This window comes from Micromonospora sediminimaris (assembly GCF_016863575.1).
GTDB lineage: Bacteria > Actinomycetota > Actinomycetes > Mycobacteriales > Micromonosporaceae > Micromonospora > Micromonospora sediminimaris.
In genome coordinates this window covers 159,269-175,423 of sequence record NZ_BOPD01000007.1, presented here as the reverse complement: position 1 = coordinate 175,423, position 16,155 = coordinate 159,269, and the positions used below count along the sequence as shown (strand labels likewise).

General features: G+C 72.5%; 16 protein-coding genes and 1 pseudogene. All 17 read right to left on the bottom strand.

Annotation, left to right across the window (positions count from 1 at the left end):
* Positions 1-182 precede the first annotated feature (182 nt).
* Positions 183-1,004, bottom strand: a pseudogene (locus Vse01_RS29240) (DUF2567 domain-containing protein); the annotation flags it as partial.
* Positions 1,005-1,149: 145 nt separating this feature from the next.
* Positions 1,150-2,565 (bottom strand): MinD/ParA family ATP-binding protein, encoded by a 1,416-nt coding sequence (locus tag Vse01_RS04730; protein ID WP_093401133.1) that lies wholly within the window; start codon positions 2,563-2,565, stop codon positions 1,150-1,152.
* Positions 2,566-2,661: 96 nt separating this feature from the next.
* On the bottom strand, positions 2,662-3,705 hold the full coding sequence (locus tag Vse01_RS04725; RefSeq protein ID WP_093401134.1) for a hypothetical protein: 1,044 nt from the start codon (positions 3,703-3,705) through the stop codon (positions 2,662-2,664).
* Positions 3,706-3,746: 41 nt separating this feature from the next.
* The gene (locus tag Vse01_RS04720; RefSeq protein WP_093401135.1) at positions 3,747-4,691 is read right to left on the bottom strand and encodes an RluA family pseudouridine synthase; all 945 of its coding nucleotides are present in this window, start codon (positions 4,689-4,691) and stop codon (positions 3,747-3,749) included.
* Complete coding sequence (lspA, locus tag Vse01_RS04715) at positions 4,688-5,368, bottom strand: signal peptidase II (RefSeq protein WP_093401136.1); 681 nt, start codon at positions 5,366-5,368, stop codon at positions 4,688-4,690. Before lspA ends, Vse01_RS04720 begins: the two co-directional genes overlap by 4 nt.
* A 67-nt stretch (positions 5,369-5,435) precedes the next feature.
* Positions 5,436-5,855 (bottom strand): TraR/DksA family transcriptional regulator, encoded by a 420-nt coding sequence (locus Vse01_RS04710; protein ID WP_093401137.1) that lies wholly within the window; start codon positions 5,853-5,855, stop codon positions 5,436-5,438.
* Between the two features lie 229 nt (positions 5,856-6,084).
* Positions 6,085-6,390 carry a DUF167 domain-containing protein gene (locus Vse01_RS04705; protein ID WP_093401551.1) on the bottom strand — a complete coding sequence of 102 codons (306 nt, stop codon included), beginning with the start codon at positions 6,388-6,390 and terminating at the stop codon, positions 6,085-6,087.
* Between the two features lie 10 nt (positions 6,391-6,400).
* A complete protein-coding gene (locus Vse01_RS04700; protein ID WP_093401138.1) occupies positions 6,401-6,973 on the bottom strand; it encodes a hypothetical protein in 573 nt (190 codons plus the stop codon).
* A gap of 74 nt (positions 6,974-7,047) precedes the next feature.
* A complete protein-coding gene (locus Vse01_RS04695; RefSeq protein ID WP_093401139.1) occupies positions 7,048-7,851 on the bottom strand; it encodes a DivIVA domain-containing protein in 804 nt (267 codons plus the stop codon).
* 44 nt (positions 7,852-7,895) lie between these two features.
* A complete protein-coding gene (locus Vse01_RS04690) occupies positions 7,896-8,201 on the bottom strand; it encodes a YggT family protein (RefSeq protein WP_093401140.1) in 306 nt (101 codons plus the stop codon).
* 29 nt (positions 8,202-8,230) lie between these two features.
* Positions 8,231-8,926 (bottom strand): cell division protein SepF, encoded by a 696-nt coding sequence (locus tag Vse01_RS04685; RefSeq protein WP_093401141.1) that lies wholly within the window; start codon positions 8,924-8,926, stop codon positions 8,231-8,233.
* Positions 8,927-9,119: 193 nt separating this feature from the next.
* Positions 9,120-9,869 (bottom strand): YggS family pyridoxal phosphate-dependent enzyme, encoded by a 750-nt coding sequence (locus Vse01_RS04680; RefSeq protein ID WP_093401142.1) that lies wholly within the window; start codon positions 9,867-9,869, stop codon positions 9,120-9,122.
* Between the two features lie 9 nt (positions 9,870-9,878).
* On the bottom strand, positions 9,879-10,994 hold the full coding sequence (ftsZ, locus tag Vse01_RS04675) for a cell division protein FtsZ (protein ID WP_093401143.1): 1,116 nt from the start codon (positions 10,992-10,994) through the stop codon (positions 9,879-9,881).
* A 240-nt stretch (positions 10,995-11,234) separates the two neighbouring features.
* Positions 11,235-12,014 carry a cell division protein FtsQ/DivIB gene (locus Vse01_RS04670; RefSeq protein WP_170863275.1) on the bottom strand — a complete coding sequence of 260 codons (780 nt, stop codon included), beginning with the start codon at positions 12,012-12,014 and terminating at the stop codon, positions 11,235-11,237.
* Between the two features lie 32 nt (positions 12,015-12,046).
* Positions 12,047-13,579 (bottom strand): UDP-N-acetylmuramate--L-alanine ligase, encoded by a 1,533-nt coding sequence (murC, locus tag Vse01_RS04665; protein WP_093401145.1) that lies wholly within the window; start codon positions 13,577-13,579, stop codon positions 12,047-12,049.
* 14 nt (positions 13,580-13,593) lie between these two features.
* Positions 13,594-14,700 (bottom strand): undecaprenyldiphospho-muramoylpentapeptide beta-N-acetylglucosaminyltransferase, encoded by a 1,107-nt coding sequence (murG, locus tag Vse01_RS04660; RefSeq protein ID WP_093401146.1) that lies wholly within the window; start codon positions 14,698-14,700, stop codon positions 13,594-13,596.
* The gene (locus Vse01_RS04655; protein ID WP_093401552.1) at positions 14,700-16,109 is read right to left on the bottom strand and encodes a peptidoglycan glycosyltransferase FtsW; all 1,410 of its coding nucleotides are present in this window, start codon (positions 16,107-16,109) and stop codon (positions 14,700-14,702) included. The genes murG and Vse01_RS04655 overlap by 1 nt, the downstream gene beginning before the upstream one ends.
* Between the last annotated feature and the right edge of the window lie 46 nt (positions 16,110-16,155).

The following is a 16,155-nucleotide window of genomic DNA, read 5'->3' as shown; positions in this document are numbered from 1 at the left end:
GCCGGCCCGGAATCGGCTGCACCCGCCGGCCCTGCGGGCAGCGGCGGATGCGCGGCGAGCCAGGCCGCGTCCGGCTCCGACCCCGCTGGCTTCGGCGCCGCTGGCGGCTGCGCGGCGAGCCAGGCCAGGTCCGGCTCCGGCCCCGCTGGCTTCGGCGCCGCTGGCGGCTGCGCGGCGAGCCAGGCCGCGTCCGGCTCGGGCTCGGGCCGCAGCGACGGCCATCGTGACCAGCCGGCGAGCAGGGTGTACGTGACCGCGGCAGCGAAGGCCGGCAGCAGCAGGTTGCCGTAGGGCACCGGCAGCACCCCGAAGAACAGCTCGATCCCGCCGGCCCGCAGGTCCGCCGGCTTGCTGAAGCGCGTGCCGTCCGGGGCGCTGGCCAGCAGCCGCTGATAGCTGGCCAGGCCGACCCGACGCCCGACCTGCCAGGCGACCAATCCGGCGGCGAGCCCACCGGCCGCCGCGACGACCAGCCCGACCGGCCCCCGGTGGCGACGCAGCAGGAACCACACGGCGAGCGCGGTGAGCACCCCGAACGCCAGCCCGAGCAGGCTGAACCATCCGTCCGCGGCGATCGGCTGTTCCGGTTGCGCCTGGCCGTACACCGCGCCGTCGCCACTCTTGACGACCGGCGTGGCCGGCGCGACCGCCGCCCAGAGCCACCCCAGCGGCGCCCCCAGCAGGCCCAGGACCAAAACCGTCGCCGCCCCGAACGCCGCCACTCGGCCACGCCCACCCGGCCTGCCGGCGGTCGAATCGACGGCCTCGGCGGAGAGCACCGCGGCCCCCGCAGCCGGGTCGCTGCTCGACTCGGTGGCCGCAGCCGCCGGCCCGTCGACCTCGGCGGCCAGCCCGGCGACCTTGCCACCCGGCTCGGTGGTCTCGGTACCCGGCGCGGCGGCCTCGGCGGTCGGCTGGCTCGCCGACTCGGTAGCCGCCACGGCGGCGTCCGTCGCCGGCTGGCTTGTCGATCTGGTCGTCGGCTCGGTCGACGAATTCGGCAGGGCAGCCGACGGCCGGGCGGGCGGTTCGGCGGCGGGGGTGGTCGGGCTCACCCGATGATCCTCGCAGCTACCGTCGTCGGTCGTACACCGTGTCGCGGCAGCAGGTGCCGCGAGCCGCCCGGCCGACCGGTATCCCGCGTGTCGGTCAGCGGCCGAACGGCTCCAGCATCGCCGAGGCGGCCCGCAGCCAGGCCTGGCGGGTCTCGCCCTGGAGTTGGTGGTACTCGATCGACGAGCCGGTCTCCAGCGCCGGGTCGTACGGCACCACGGTCACCGCGCGGGTCCGGGTGGCGAAGTGCTTCTCCAGGTCGCCCTGCAACGGCAACCGGCCCGGGGTGGGGCAGGAGATCAGCGTGACGGCGTTGTCGGCCAGCTGACCCATCCCCTCCTCGTGCAGCAGGTCGAGCATCCAGTCTGCGCTGAACGCGGCGTCCTCGCGGGGCACCGTGGTGACCACCAGCTGATCGGCGGCCTGCATGACGGTACGCCAGTTCGGGCTCTCCACGTTGTTGCCGGTGTCCACACAGATCACGTCGTGGGTGCGACGCAGCAGCTCCAGCACCCGCTTGACGGTGAACTGGTCCAGCCGTTGGGCGAACCGGGGGCTCTCCTCACCGGCGAGCACGTCGTACGACCCGTCGGAGGCGTGCCGCAGATAGTCGTCCAGGATCTCCAGCAGCTCCGCCCCCTCCCGGATCTCGATCTGCACGAGATCGGCGACCAGGTGCCGGATCGTTCGGGCATGCCGGGCGCTGCCGGCGCGCAGCCCGAGGGTGCCGCGTAGCTCGTTGTCGTCCCAGGCCAGCACGCCTCGGCCGCGTACGCTGCCGACGGTCGCCGCGGCCAGCACGGTGGCCGTGGTCTTGTGCACCCCGCCCTTCGGGTTGGCGAAGGCGATCACCCGGGGGGTGCCCAGGTCGCGCCGGAGCACGGCGGCGGCCCGTTCGAGGTCGCTGCCGGCGCTCTGCGCACGCCACTCGATGCGCCCGGGGCGGCCGGCCACGGTGGCCGGCGGCAGCACAGCCGGCGGCGGGGTCGGCGGGGCCACGGCCGGCAAGGGTGCCACCGGCGGTGCCACGGCAGGGGGCGCCATCGCTGCCGAGGGCGGCTGATAGCCGTTGTCCAGCAGGGCGTACCGGGACTCCACCGGCGGCGCGGCGTGCCGGTAGCCGTTGTCCAGCAGGTTGTACCGGGACTCCATCGGCTCCGGCCGGCGCGGCTCCGGCACCGCCGGGTACGGCGGCTGCGCCGGCTGTCCCCGGTAGGGCTGGGCCGGATGCGCCGGGTCGACCCGGTAGGCAGGTTCGGCGCGGTAGGCCGGCTCCTCCCCGTACGACCGGTCCGCCGGCTGGCCGACGGCCGGCGCCCGCCCCGCGTAGCCGGTGCCGGGCCCCCGCCGCGGCAACGGCTCAGGTGACGGTGACGGCGGTGGCTCCTCGGCCCGCCGCTCGGTGGCGGCCGGCTCTGCGCTGCGTCCGCCGAGGCGGGCTCGGTCGAGCAGCGCCCGCCACCGCGGTGCGGGTTCGGCGGGCCGTCCCCAACCGGTCTCGCTGCCCTCCACGGATCGCCTCCCCAGCGCTTCGGTCTCCGTCTGACAGGCTACGAACGAAAGCCTACTGAGGCCACACCGGGCGACAACCGGATGTGTCGACAACCGTCAAGGTGCCGACTCTGGATCATCCTCGTCGACGGTGTCTGCCGAGGTCGAGGGCGTCCATGTCGAAGCCGAAGGCGCGGGTGCGGGCGGCGACGGAGACGGTGACGGATCCGTCACCTCCGGCGGTGTCAGCGAGCGGTCCGCCACTGTCGGCTCCGGCGCGGGCGGGCCCTCGGTGGCGGCTGTGGTGGCACTTGCGGTGGCGGAGACGGTGGCGCTCGCCGTCGGTTCCGGCGTGGCCGTCCGGTCAACCGGCGGCCGGACCACATCTCGCTGCTCCGGCAGCGGCGGGGTGAAGACGGTCCGCTCCAACCGCCGAACCTCCGGAGCCGGATCCACCACCCGCACCCCGGAGCGGGCCGCGACGCCGCGTAGCTTCGCCGGCTCGGCGCGTACCACCAGGGCGTAGAGGCAGGCGCACTCGGCCCGGAACGCGGCCGCCTCCGCCGCCGCGACCTGGGCGCCGCTGAGGTACAGGCCGCGCAGTTCGCGCTCCTCCGGGCCACCACCGCCCAACGCGGTGGCCCGGGCCCGGTAGTCGGCGGCCTCCCGCTCCTTGCGCTCGGCGAGTTTGATCATTCCGGCCGTCACGTCCTCCGGCACCCGCTGGGTCGGAATACGGACGATCTCGGTCTGCCGCTCCGGCAGCGGCACCCGTCCGAACACCACCGCGACCCCCACGTCACCGACCACCGCGGCGAGTCGGGCCGGGGTGAGGTACTCGGTGAGCGAGACGAGGGCGTACGTGCCGTCGCCGAGCGAGCCGGCCAGCGCGGCCAGGTCGGCCGCCGCGGTCGCCTCGTAACGGGGGATGGAGTCGCCCTCGACCACGCCCACCCGGGTCACCTCGCCGACCGTGCGGTCCGGCACGGGCGGGCCACCGGTGGCGAGCACGGCCGTGGCCAGCACCGTGGTGCACGACAGCATCGCCACCCAGCCGAGCAGCGGAGTGCGGCTCGGGCCATGGCCGAGCCGGGTCACCGTGGCCGCGAGGCGGGGCAGCAGTCGCTGGTCCAACTTCCGCAGCAGATCGCCGGCGCGCACGGGCGGTCCCCTCGTCGGTCGGTCGGAACGGGTGGGACGCGTCAGTCGCGGAGGATCTCCAACGTGCGTCCCAGATCGTCAGGGTAGTCGCTGACGAAGCGGACCTCGTCCCCCGTACGGGGGTGCTCGAAGCTCAACTCTCTGGCGTGCAACCACTGCCGGTCCAGTCCGAGCCGGGCGGCGAGTGTCGGATCGGCGCCGTACGTGAGGTCACCCACGCACGGATGCCGCAGCGTCGAGAAGTGCACCCGGATCTGGTGCGTACGGCCGGTTTCCAGCCGCACGTCGACCAGGCTCGCGGACGGAAACGCCTCGATGGTGTCGTAGTGGGTGATGCTCGGCTTACCGCCGGAGACCACCGCCCAGCGGTAGTCGTGGTGCGGATGCCTGTCGATCGGGGCGTCGATGGTGCCCCGCAACGGGTCCAGGTGGCCCTGCACCACCGCGTGGTAGCGCTTCTCCACCTCCCGATACTTGAAGGCCCGCTTCAGCACGCTGTACGCCTGCTCGCTCTTGGCCACCACCATGACCCCTGTGGTGCCGACGTCGAGGCGGTGCACGACGCCCTGACGCTCGGCGGCGCCGCTGGTGGCGATGGTGTGCCCGATCGCGGCGAGCCCGCCGATCACGGTCGGGCCGGTCCAGCCGGGACTGGGATGCGCGGCCACGCCGACCGGCTTGTCCACCACCACGATGTCGTCGTCGGCGTACACCACCCGCAGGCCGGGCACCGCCTGGGGCACCACCACCGGCGCCGTGGCCGGCGCGGGCAGCGTCACCTCCAGCCAGGAGCCCGCCCGCACCTTGTGCGAGTTGGGTCGTACCGCACCGTCCACCAGCGCTTCCCCGGCATCGACGAGCGCGGCGGCGGCGGTACGGGACAGGCCGAACAGCCGGGCAACGGCCTGGTCCAGTCGCATCCCGTCGAGTCCGTCGGGCACCGGCAGGCTCCGCTGGTCGCCGCCAGCGGCGAAGGTGGCCGTCACGCCCGCTCCCGCCGTCCGCCGTCGGTGTCGCTCTGATCGCCGGCCCCGGCGGGCTGCCGGTCCGCGGTGCCGCCACCGGCCGGTGGGTCTTCCCGGTCGGTGGCACTGCGCCGGCCGTCGGGCAGCGCCCGGGTGCCGTCGCGCTGGCGTCCGGTGAACTCCAGCGCGACGGCGAGCAGCACACCGCAGACCAGGGCACTGTCTGCGACGTTGAAGATCGGGAAGACCCGACCGTACGGGTCGAAGACGCTGAACATGTCGACCACGTGCCCGACGAACCAGCCCGGCGCCCGGAAGATCCGGTCGAGCAGATTGCCGGTGACGCCACCGACCACCAGGCCCAGCGCGACCGCCCACGGCGCCGAGCGCAACGTCCGCGCCATCCAGGCGATCCAGCCCAGCACCCCGATCGCGATGATCGGGAAGATGAAGGTGTAGTCCTTGCCCAGACTCCACGCGGCCCCGCTGTTGCGGGTCAGCGACAGGTAGAGCGCCCCACCCAGCAGTCGCACCGGCTCGCGGTCGCTGAGTTCCTGGAGGGACAGGTGCTTGGTCAACAGGTCGACGGCCAACGCGAACACCGCAAGCGAGAGGAGGATCGTGACGGCTCGGCGCCGCGGTCTCGTGGCGGTGCCCGACCCGGTGGTGCCGGATCCAGCGGGCGGTGCTGCGCTCATCTGCTCCCCATCGACTATCGCGGCGGTACGGTCGCACCGCTGCGCACCCACGCCGGGGAACGTGCCGTCAGCGCCGCTCCTCCAGCTGCTTGCAGGTCACGCAGAGAGTGGCCGACGGGAACGCGGCCAGCCGCTCCACCGGGATGGGGTTGCCGCATCGCTCGCACCAGCCGTAGCCACCCTCATCGAGACGCTCAAGGGCGCGCTCGACCTGCGTGATCCGTTCCAGGATGCTGTTGGCGAGGGAGATCTCCTGCTCCCGCTCGAACGTCTTGGTGCCGGTGTCGGCCTGGTCGTCCCCGGCCGAGTCGGTGAGGCGGTCGCGCTGCAGCTCGGTGATCTCGCTCAGCGTCTGATCGTACTCGGCTCGCAGTTCCTCGTGCCGGGCCGCCAACGCGGCTCGGATCTTCTCGGTCTCCGCGGCGCTGCGGGTGGACTTCGCCGCAGTTTTGCGGCCTGCGGTCCTGGTGTCGGCTGGCTTGGCCATCGTCGCTCCCTCGGCCACGGAGCCGCGGTTGCCCGCGACGCCTCGACAGGGGCCGCCGCATCGGCCGCCCCAGGTACAAAACGGGCGCGCGGCCACGGGGCCGCGCACTCCGGAGGTTGGCAAGGATACGGAACGTAAAGGCGTCCGACAACGTGCCGCACCGCGACGCCCGTTCCACCCCGGTTACTGCCATTTCGGGGCAAAGGGAACGCTAGCAGATGTCCGACACTCAGCCGGTCGGTTCCGCGCCGTCCCGCAGCTGGCTCAGCCGACCGATCAGATCCGGCCCGGAGGGCGTGACCAGGAAGAGTTTGTCTCTGCTCGCCGCACCGGTGCGGAGCGACACGGCGGCCGGCCGGACGCCGAGCGCGGCAGCCAACGCGCGACGGGCGGCCTCGGTGGCCCGACCGTCCGCCGCCGGTGGATGCACCGCGATGACGAGAGCAGGCCCGTGCGGGCCGTCGAACCGGCCACCCACGCGGGCCCGGGAGGCGCCCGGCTTCACCCGTACGGCGACGACCAGCGCATCGTCCATCGGGGCCACGTCAGCGGCGCTCGGTCTCCGCCAGCAACACGGTGTCCGGCGTGCAGTGCGCGCAGGGGGTGAAACCGAGTTCGACCGCCTCGGCGACGGGCAGCGGCTCGTGCTCCCGGCCGACCAGGTGCGGGCACCCGTCGAGGTGGTACCGCGGCCGGCCGTCGACGACCCGCACCTCGTCCGCGAGGCGGGCCACCCGGGCGGCCTGCTCCGCCGTGGTCTCCTCGGCGGCCGGCTCGTCGTCGTACTCGTCGGCAACCCCCGACCGCTCGCGCGGCTCGGTAACCGGCGAGCCGGGTGGTTGCCGCCACCCGACATCGCCGGTGTCCACGGTTGCCGAGGTCTGCTGGTTCGGAATGCCCCACCCACGCCCGTCGCCGTCGCGACGGGTCTGGCCAGCCGTAGCGCCGCTGGGAGCCGAAGCCCGGCCAGCCGCCTGGCGGGCGCCTGCGACAAGTGCCACGGCGGCCAGCAGGCTGGCCCCGATCGAGACGACCAGCAGCGGGCTGGAGCCACCAGCCAGGCCGAAGACCAGCAGCACCACAGCGACGAGGATGAGCCCGAGACTGATGACTATCATGGCTCACCCTCGCCGTGTCGTACCGATGAGGCTGGGCGGGTGATCGCCGCGCTGGCGGCAGTCACCGACCCGGTTCAGCGACCGGCCTCAAGCGCGCCGGAGCGGCCCCCGCCGTAGGAACCGGCGAGACCCGCCGCAGCGAGCCCGTTGCCGGCAGCCCGGGCGCCCTCGCCGCGGGTCATCTCGGCCTCCAGGCCCTGACCGCGGCCGTCGAGGTCCCGCAGCTGGCTCTCCAGGTACGCCTTGAGCCGGGTGCGGTACTCGCGCTCGAACTGCTTGAGCTCCTCGATGTGCTTCTGCAACGCGGTGCGCTTGGCGTCCAGGCCACCCATGGCCTCCTGGTGCCGCTGCCGGGCGTCGCGCTCCAGCGCGTCCGCCTTGGCACGGGCCTCGCGGGTGACCTCCTCGGCCTTGGAACGGGCCTCGGAGAGCAGCTGGTCGGCCTCGCGGCGAGCGTCGGAGACGTGGTCGTCCGCGGTGCGCTGGGCCATCATGAGCACGCGCAGCGCCTGCTGCTCGCCGTCCGGGCCGGCCACGGCGCCACCGACACCGACGGAGCGGACCTGCTCCAGCTCGGCCTGCATGGCGCGGGCGGCCTGCTCGGCGGCGGCCTTGTCGCGCTGCACCCGGTCGAGCTGGGCCTTGACGTCGTTCAGCTCGGCGGCCAGGCGGGCGTCGCCGCCGGGGCCGGCCGGGGCACCGCCCCGTCCACCGCGCTCCACCTGGGCGCGCAGTTCGTTGTTCTCCTCGATCAGACGGGCGAGTTCGCGCTCGACCTCGTCCAGGAAGGCGTCGACCTCCTCCTCGTCGTAGCCCCGCTTGCCGATCGGCGGCTTCTTGAAGGCGACGTTGTGGACGTCGGCCGGGGTCAGCGGCATCGAAACTCCTCGGGTCAGTTGCGGCCGCGATAGCGCGTCGGTCATCAGGCGGTCCTGATGATCGCCGGCTCTAACACAAACCTCATCAGCACGAACAGGATAACCAGGAGCACAAGGGAGGCCAGGTCGATGCTCACGGTACCAATTCGCAGCGGAGGGATCACACGCCTCAACGCCCGGAGCGGGGGATCAGTGACGCTCCACACGGATTCCAGTCCGGCTGACGCTCCCCGACCGGGCTGCCAGCGTCGGCCGTACTGCAACACCGCGCTGAGTACGAAACGGGCCAGAAGAACGATCAGAAAGACATACGTGGTCAGGTAGAGAACCTGTAACAAGATCGACAACACGGCAGGCGACGTCCCTCGGGTCGGGCGGGTCAACTCAGGCTGAAGAACCCGCCCTCAGCAATCTTGGCCTTGTCCTCCGCGGTGACCTGGACATTGGCCGGTGAGAGCAGGAACACCCGGTTGGTCACGCGCTCGATCGTACCGCGCAGCCCGAAGGCCAGCCCGGCGGCGAAGTCCACCAGACGGCGGGCATCCGCCTCATCCATCTCGGTGAGGTTGATGATCACCGGCACCCCGTCGCGGAAGTGCTCGCCGATCGTCCGCGCCTCGCGATAGGTCGTCGGGTGCAACGTGGTGATCTGGTACCGCTGCTCCTCCTCCGGCACCAGCGGGCGCTCACGCGGCTGCACCTGCGGCGCCAGGGCGAGATTGTCCCGGGTGTGGTAAGTCAGCGCGCCGGACGGCTCGCCGGTCGACCGGGTGATCGACCGGACACTGGACCGCTCCGACCGCTCCGACCGCTCCGGGCGCTCGGACTCCAGCCGTTCGGCCTCACCCAGCCGGCCCGACCGCTCGCTCAGCCGCCCACGGTCACCCAACCGTGGACGCGGCGCCGGCGGCTCCTCCGGCTCCTCCTCCTCGTCGGCGAACTCCTCGGCGTACCGGCTCTGCCGGTAGCGCGACTCCCGGTAGCCACCCTTGTCGTAGCCACCGTCGTCGTAGGCCCGCTCGTCGTCCTCTTCGACCAGTCCGAGCCAGACCCCCGCCTTGCGCAGTGCACCCATCCCCGCGCCCTTCCCGTCCGCCGTGCGGCACACGCCCCCGCCGTGTCGCCTGTCGCGAGTGGACCATCCCTGCCCACCGGACTGGAACGGCAATCCCCCGACGCGCAATTCGCGTTGCACGTCACGCCCCCCGTCGCCGGGAAGGCCGTTCCCACAAACAACACTGATGTAATTTGCTTCCCTCGCGGCCAGGCTACCGCAGCGTGGGACGCATTCCGAGCAACGCGCTGCCGACGCGGACATGTGTCGCGCCGTGACCGATCGCCGCCTCCAGGTCGCCGCTCATGCCGGCGGACAGCTCCGTGGCCTGCGGATGGTCCGCCCGCACCAGCGCCGCGATGGCCGCCAGCCGGGCGAAGGCGCGCTCCGGCTCCCAGCCCAGCGGCGCCACCGCCATCAGGCCGGCCAGCCGCAGCCCACCGGCGGCGGCGACCGCCTCGGTGACCGCGCCGAGGCCGGCGTCCGGATCGGCCGAGTCCGGCACGGCACCGCCCCGGGCCGCGTCTCCGTCGATGCTGACCTGCACCAGGACGTCCAACGGCCGGTCCCGGCCAATGGCGGTGACACCGGCGTCCAACGCGGACGCCAGGCGGACACTGTCGACGGACTGGACCACGTCCGCGTACCGCAGCACCGACTTGACCTTGTTGCGCTGCAACCGGCCGACGAAATGCCAGCGCGGGGCGACCCCGGCGGCGGCGACCTGCGCCGCCTTGGTCGCCGCCTCCTGGTCACGGTTCTCCCCCACGTCGGTCACGCCGAGGCCCACCAGAGTCACCACATCGGAGGCCGGATAGGTCTTGGTAACCGCGATCATGGTCACTTCCGCCCGGTCCCGGCCCGCAGCCGCGCAGGCGTCAGCGATCCGGGAGCGTACGCGGGCGAGCCCGGCGGCGATCTCCGCGCGCCGGTCGGCTCTCGCCGGGGCTTGGCTGTCGGTCATCGGCAGTGTTCAGGACCCGTTCTTCAGGAAGTCGGGCACATCCACGTCGTCGAAGAGCACCCGACGCGGCGACTGCGGCGCGGCCGGCGCGGCCGGCGACGGCAGGATCGGTGTGCTCGGCTGTGCCGGCTGGTTCTGGTTGGTCTTGCGGGCCGGCTCGGCCGCCTTGTACGCCGGTGTGCCACCGTCGAAGCCCGCCGCGATCACGGTGACCCGCACCTCGTCGCCGAGCGCGTCGTCGATGACCGCACCGAAGATGATGTTCGCGTCCGGGTGAGCCGCGTCGGTGACCAGCTGGGCCGCGTCGTTGATCTCGAACAGGCCGAGATCGGAGCCACCGGCGATGGAGAGCAGCACGCCACGGGCACCGTCCATGCTCTGCTCAAGCAGCGGGCTGGAGATGGCGGCCTCGGCGGCCTCGACCGCGCGATTCTCGCCTCGGGCGCTACCGATGCCCATCAGCGCGCTGCCCGCGCCGCTCATCACGCTCTTGACGTCGGCGAAGTCGAGGTTGATCAGACCTGGCGTGGTGATCAGGTCGGTGATGCCCTGCACACCGGAGAGCAGCACCTGGTCGGCCGTCCGGAACGCGTCCATCATGCTGATGTTGCGGTCACCGAGCGCCAGCAGCCGGTCGTTGGGAATGACGATCAGGGTGTCGCACTGGTTACGCAGCTCGTCGATGCCGGCCTCCGCCTGCACCTGGCGGCGCTTGCCCTCGAAGGAGAACGGGCGGGTGACCACACCGATGGTCAGCGCGCCGAGCTTCCGGGCGATGTTCGCCACCACAGGCGCGCCGCCGGTGCCGGTGCCACCACCCTCACCGCAGGTCACGAAGACCATGTCGGCCCCCTTGAGGACCTCCTCGATCTCGTCGCGGTGATCCTCGGCGGCGTTCTTGCCGACGTCCGGGTTGGCACCGGCGCCCAGCCCCCGGGTCAACTCGCGGCCGACGTCGAGCTTGACGTCGGCGTCGCTCATCAGCAGCGCCTGCGCGTCCGTGTTGATCGCGATGAACTCGACGCCCTTGAGCCCAACCTCGATCATCCGGTTGACGGCGTTGACGCCGCCACCCCCGATGCCGACGACCTTGATGACCGCCAGGTAGTTGTGCGGAGGTGTCATCTCCGGTCCTTTCCTTCGAGATCGGCTACTCCCCGACCGAGCTACGGCCTGGCCGGACCGACGGTCGACGCAGTTACCACCACCGAGGTCGAGAGGTAAACCCTCACCCTCTACTAGAGGGTTAGAGTTATGTCAACCACTGATCCTCTTCGGGGCAACGTAAGCGCAGCCGAGCGATGAGCCAAGGACCTCTCCGGCGTGTCGCCGGTGTAGCGAGACGGCTCACCACTGACCGGTCGCTCACCGGAAGGTGACCACATCCGGCGCGCTCACGTCGATCCGGGCCGCATCCTGGTCGAGCAGCGCGGTGGCCACCCGCGCCTTGTCCGCACCACGGGTCGCGTCGCCCCAGAACACCGTACGGTCGTCATGCAACCTCAGGCTGATCCGGGCCAGCCCCTCGACACTGATCTCGACCAGCTGGTCGAGCAGCTCCGGGGTGAGCACACCGAGCACCTCCAGACCGGCCCGGGTGTCCGGGTCGTCCGGACCGGGCGTGGCCAGCCGTACCAGCGGCAGGCCGTCCGGACGCTGCGGCACCGTCCGGAACACCACCCCTGCGGCGTCGACCACCGCGAACTGCTCTCCGCGCGGCACCACCGCCACAGCCGTACGCTCGGTCAGTCGTACCACCAACGCGTCCGGCCAGTCCCGAGTGACGGTGACCCGCTCCACCGGCGGCAGGGCACCGATCCGGCCGGCCAGCGCGGCCAGGTCCACCCGGGCCAACGGAGCACCGTCCGGCACGCCCGCTGCGTCCCGCACCTGCACCGCCGTCACCAGTTCGGCACCCTCCACCCGAACCTCGCGTACCCCGAACAGGCCGGTGCCCAGCAGCATCCACGCCACCAGCCCGGCCACCGCGACCACACCACCAGCCACCGCCCAGGGCAACGCCGCGCGCATCCGCCGACGCCGGGCCCGGGCCATGAACCGCCGGGTCGAGGCGGGTACCGCGTCGCTGCCGGCACGTACCAACTGCCACCGGCGCACGGGGCGACGCCCCGCGCCACCGTCCACACCGGTGCCGCGCCCCCGGGCCGGACCGGGACTCATTCCGCGACGGGCGCCGCGCCGTCCACGCCGACGGCTCCGGGAACGCTGCCCCCGATGCTCGTCGACCCGCCGGCCACCCCGCCCGCGACGGTGCCGGTCAACGCCGACGCACCGGCGGTACGCGCCGTCAACGCGGCCAACAACTCGTCACCCATCAGCGAAATCGGCGGAGCCCCCATCGTCACCACCACGTCGCCCGGCCGGGCCCGGCGGGCCACCTCGGCCGGCACCGCCTCCCACGTGTCGACGAAGACCTTCCGCTCCGCCGGCAGCGACACCGCCTCGACCAGCGCCGTCGAGCCCTCGCCGGGGGCACGTTCCTCGCCCGGCCCGAAGACCTCCAGCAGCACCAGCTCGTCGGCGATCGCCAGCGCCTCGGCGATCTCCGCCTGCAACTCCCGGGTGCGGTAGAGCCGGTAGGGCTGGAAGACCACGATCAGCCGGCCCTCCCCGGCCACCTCGCGCAACGTCCGCAGGGCCAACGTCATCGACGTCGGGTGGTAGGCGTACTCGTCGTAGACGAGCACCCCGTCGACGTCGCCCTTGCGCTCGAAACGTCGGCGCACCCCCGGGAACGCCGCGAGCGCGGCCTCCGCCGCCGGCAGTGGCAGCTCCAGCAGGTACGCGGCCAGCACCGCCGAGGCACTGTTGAGCCCCATGTGCCGGCCCGGCACCGGCAGTCGGAACTCACCCAGCGAGCGACCGTCGATCTGGGCGAGGTAGCGCACCCCCCGCGCCGAGGAGGCCATGTCGGTAAGCCGCAGGTCGGCGTCCTCGGCCTCCCCGTAGGTGTACACCCGACGCCCCTCGGCGCGCAGCGTCGCCGCCAGCCGCCGGCCACCCGCGTCGTCGGCGCAGGTGATGACGAAACCCTCCGGGTCGGTGAGCCGGGCGAACTCGGCGAAGGTGGCCTCCAGATTGGCCAGATCGCCGTAGGTGTTCAGGTGATCCGCCTCGACATTCGTGACTATCGAGACGTACGGACGGTAGATGAGGAAGGAACGGTCGCTCTCATCGGCCTCGACCACGAAGTACTCGCCGGTACCGTGGTGCGCCCCCGAGCCGACCTCGGAGATCTCCCCACCGATCACGAAGGACGGATCGGCCCCGGCCTGTTGCAGCACCATGGTGACCATCGAGGTGGTCGTGGTCTTGCCGTGGGTGCCGGCGACGGCCACGGTACGGCGACCGGTCATCGCGGCTGCCAGGGCCTCCGAGCGGTGCAGCACCCGCAGCCCGCGGCGGCGCGCCTCGACCATCTCCAGATGGTCGGCGGGAATCGCCGAGGAGTACACGACAGTGTCGACCCCGTCGAGGTTGGCCGTCTCGTGGGTCATGTGGATCGTCCCCCCGAGCGCCCGCAGGCCGGCCAGCGACGGCCACTCACGCAACTCGCTGCCGGAGACCGGCAGGCCCCGGGTGAGGAAGAGCCGGGCCAGTCCGCTCATGCCGACCCCGCCCACGCCGATCAGGTGGATGTGGCCGAGATCCTCGGCGGTGAGCGTGCCCGCCGGGCTGAACGTGGTCATCTCGCTCCTCGCGCTCACCGGGTAACCGCCTCGTAGACGAAGTTGAGCAGCGCCTCGTCGCCGTCGCGCCGCCCGTAGGCCGCGGCGGCGGTACCCATCGCGTGCAGCCGCTGCGGATCGCGGATCAGCGGAATGACCGTACGTTCGAGCCAGTCCGGAGTCACCTCGGCGTCGTCGACGAGCAGGCCGCCACCGGCCTCGACCACCGGCAGTGCGTTACGCTTCTGCTCCTGGTTGCTGTGCGGATAGGGCACGTAGATCGTCGGCAGCCCGATCGCGGCGACCTCGGCGCAGGTCATCGCCCCGCCCCGGCCGAGCATCAGGTCCGCCGCCGCGTACCCGGCGTCCATGTCGGACAGGTACGGCAGCGTCACGTACGGCACCGGCAGGTCCGTCGGGACCGACACCGGCTCGTTGCGGGCGCCGATCACGTGCAGCACCTGGACGCCGTTGCGGGCCAGTTCCTTCGCCGCCCCGGAGACCGCGAGGTTGATCGACCGGGCGCCCTGCGAGCCGCCGGCGACGAAGAGCACCGGCAGGTCGGGGCGGAGCCCGAAGTGGGCCCGCGCGGCGTTACGCATCGCCGCCCGGTCCAGCCCGGCGATGCTGCGGCGCAGCGGCACGCCGACCACCCGGGCGTCGCGCAGCGACTCCGCCTGCGCCGGCTGGTGCGGGAAGCCGACCGCGACGTGCTTGGTGAACTTCATGCCCAACCGGTTCGCCACCCCCGGCGGCACGTTCACCTCGTGGATCACGATGGGCAGTTCCCGCCGCCAGGCGGCCAGATAGGCCGGCACCGAGACGTACCCGCCGAAGCCGACCACCACGTCGGCGCGTACCTCGTCGATGACCTTGCCGGCCGCGCGGGCCGCGGTCCACATCCGGCCCGGGGTACGGACCAGGTTCATGTTGATCGACCGGGGCAGCTGGTAGGCAGGGATGTTCCGCAGGTCGTAGCCGGCCGGCGGGATCAGCTCGTTCTCCAGGCCCTTCGGTGTGCCGAGGCAGGTTATCCGGACGCCGGGGTCGTGCCGGCGCAGGCAGTCGGCGAAGGCGAGCAACGGGTAGATGTGCCCCCCGGTGCCACCTCCTGCGAGCACCACCGAACGCAGCGGACCCATCAACGTCTCCTCTCGCTCGCCGACCCGCTGCGACCCCGGCTGTCCCGGGCGCCACGCGACGCGGCCTGGTCGTCCCTACGCCGCTTGCGTGCCTGGGGCACGGAGCCCCGGGCCGTCGACGGCGGCGCCGAGCGGCGCCGCCGGCCGGGAAGCGGCGGCAACGGTGCCCACACTAGTCGGACCCACCGGGCCGGTGGACGGGCATGCAGGGCCCGGGCCGCATCGGGTTCCGCGCGGGCGAACGAGGCCAGCATGCCGACCGCCGCGAGGGTGACCACCAGGGCGCTGCCGCCGTCGGAGATGAAAGGCAGCGGTACACCGGTCAGCGGCAACAGCCCGATGACGCCGCCGATGTTGATGAACGCCTGCCCGACGAGCCAGGCGGTGGCGCCCGCGGCGGCCAGTCGCCGGAACGGGTCGTCGACCCGACGGGCGATGCGCAGGCCGGTGTAGCCGAGCACGGCGAACAGGGTGACGATCACGGCGCAGCCGACCACCCCCAGTTCCTCGGCGATCACCGCGAAGATGAAGTCGTTCTCCGCGGCCGGCAGCCAGGCCCACTTGGTCCGCCCCTGGCCCAGCCCGGTGCCGAACCAGCCGCCGTTGGCGATGGCGTAGCGGGCCTGGACCATCTGGTAGCAGAGTTGCTCCTTGCATCCGTCCAGCGGCGGCGGGTTGAAGAAGACGGTGAGCCGGGCCAGCCGGTAGTTCTCCTCACCCCGTACGCCCGAACCGGCGCCGAGGGAGGCCACCGCCACCAGCAGGCCGATGCCGAGCAGCCCGATCGCGCTGAGCGCGGCGAAGACCCGCAGCCGCACCCCGGCCGCCCAGAGCAGCCCCACCACCAGGGCCAGCAGGCAGAGCATGCTGCCCAGGTCGTTGTAGCCGACCAGCACGAAGAGCAGCCCCACCACCGGGAACAACGGCGTGGCCAACTCCCGCCACCAACCCAACGCCGCGCCCTTGCGGGCGAGCACGTGCGCACCCCACAGCACCAGCGCGAACTTCGCCAGCTCCGACGGTTGCAGGCTGACCTCGCCGACGTACAGCCAGAGCAGCTGAGCCTCCAGCGGGCCGATCTTCGCGTCGCCGTCGGTCAGCCGCCCGTACGCCACCAGCAGGTTCAGCACCACCAGCAGCCCCACCGCGACGGCCAGGGTCGGCCGGCCCAGGGCCCGGTAGGTGCGCGCCGGCAGGCGCTGGCAGGCCCAGAACGCCACGATGCCGATCACCGCGAAGATCGCCTGCTTGGTCAGCGACGCCGAGGCGTTGCCACCCAGGGCGTAGTCCCGCACGCTGGTGGCCGAGAAGACCATGGTCAGCCCGATCAGCAGCAGCAACCCGGCGCTGGCCAGCAGCAGGTGGTACGAGGCCAGCGGCCGGGACAGCAGGCCCCGCAGCGCGGCCAACGACCCCACCGCGTCCAACCCACGCCACGCCCCCTCGGCGTCGCCG

What these genes read in the sequence shown, in the direction of transcription:
- Vse01_RS04710 (WP_093401137.1), bottom strand. Translation starts at nt 5,855, where the DNA reads ATGGCCAAGCCAGCCGACACCAGGACCGCAGGCCGCAAAACTGCGGCG.
- Vse01_RS04695 (WP_093401139.1), bottom strand. Translation starts at nt 7,851, where the DNA reads ATGCCGCTGACCCCGGCCGACGTCCACAACGTCGCCTTCAAGAAGCCG.
- lspA (WP_093401136.1), bottom strand. Translation starts at nt 5,368, where the DNA reads ATGAGCGCAGCACCGCCCGCTGGATCCGGCACCACCGGGTCGGGCACC.
- ftsZ (WP_093401143.1), bottom strand. Translation starts at nt 10,994, where the DNA reads ATGACACCTCCGCACAACTACCTGGCGGTCATCAAGGTCGTCGGCATC.
- murG (WP_093401146.1), bottom strand. Translation starts at nt 14,700, where the DNA reads ATGGGTCCGCTGCGTTCGGTGGTGCTCGCAGGAGGTGGCACCGGGGGG.
- Vse01_RS04685 (WP_093401141.1), bottom strand. Translation starts at nt 8,926, where the DNA reads ATGGGTGCACTGCGCAAGGCGGGGGTCTGGCTCGGACTGGTCGAAGAG.
- Vse01_RS04680 (WP_093401142.1), bottom strand. Translation starts at nt 9,869, where the DNA reads ATGACCGACAGCCAAGCCCCGGCGAGAGCCGACCGGCGCGCGGAGATC.
- murC (WP_093401145.1), bottom strand. Translation starts at nt 13,579, where the DNA reads ATGACCACGTTCAGCCCGGCGGGCACGCTCACCGCCGAGGATCTCGGC.
- Vse01_RS04705 (WP_093401551.1), bottom strand. Translation starts at nt 6,390, where the DNA reads ATGGACGATGCGCTGGTCGTCGCCGTACGGGTGAAGCCGGGCGCCTCC.
- Vse01_RS04700 (WP_093401138.1), bottom strand. Translation starts at nt 6,973, where the DNA reads ATGATAGTCATCAGTCTCGGGCTCATCCTCGTCGCTGTGGTGCTGCTG.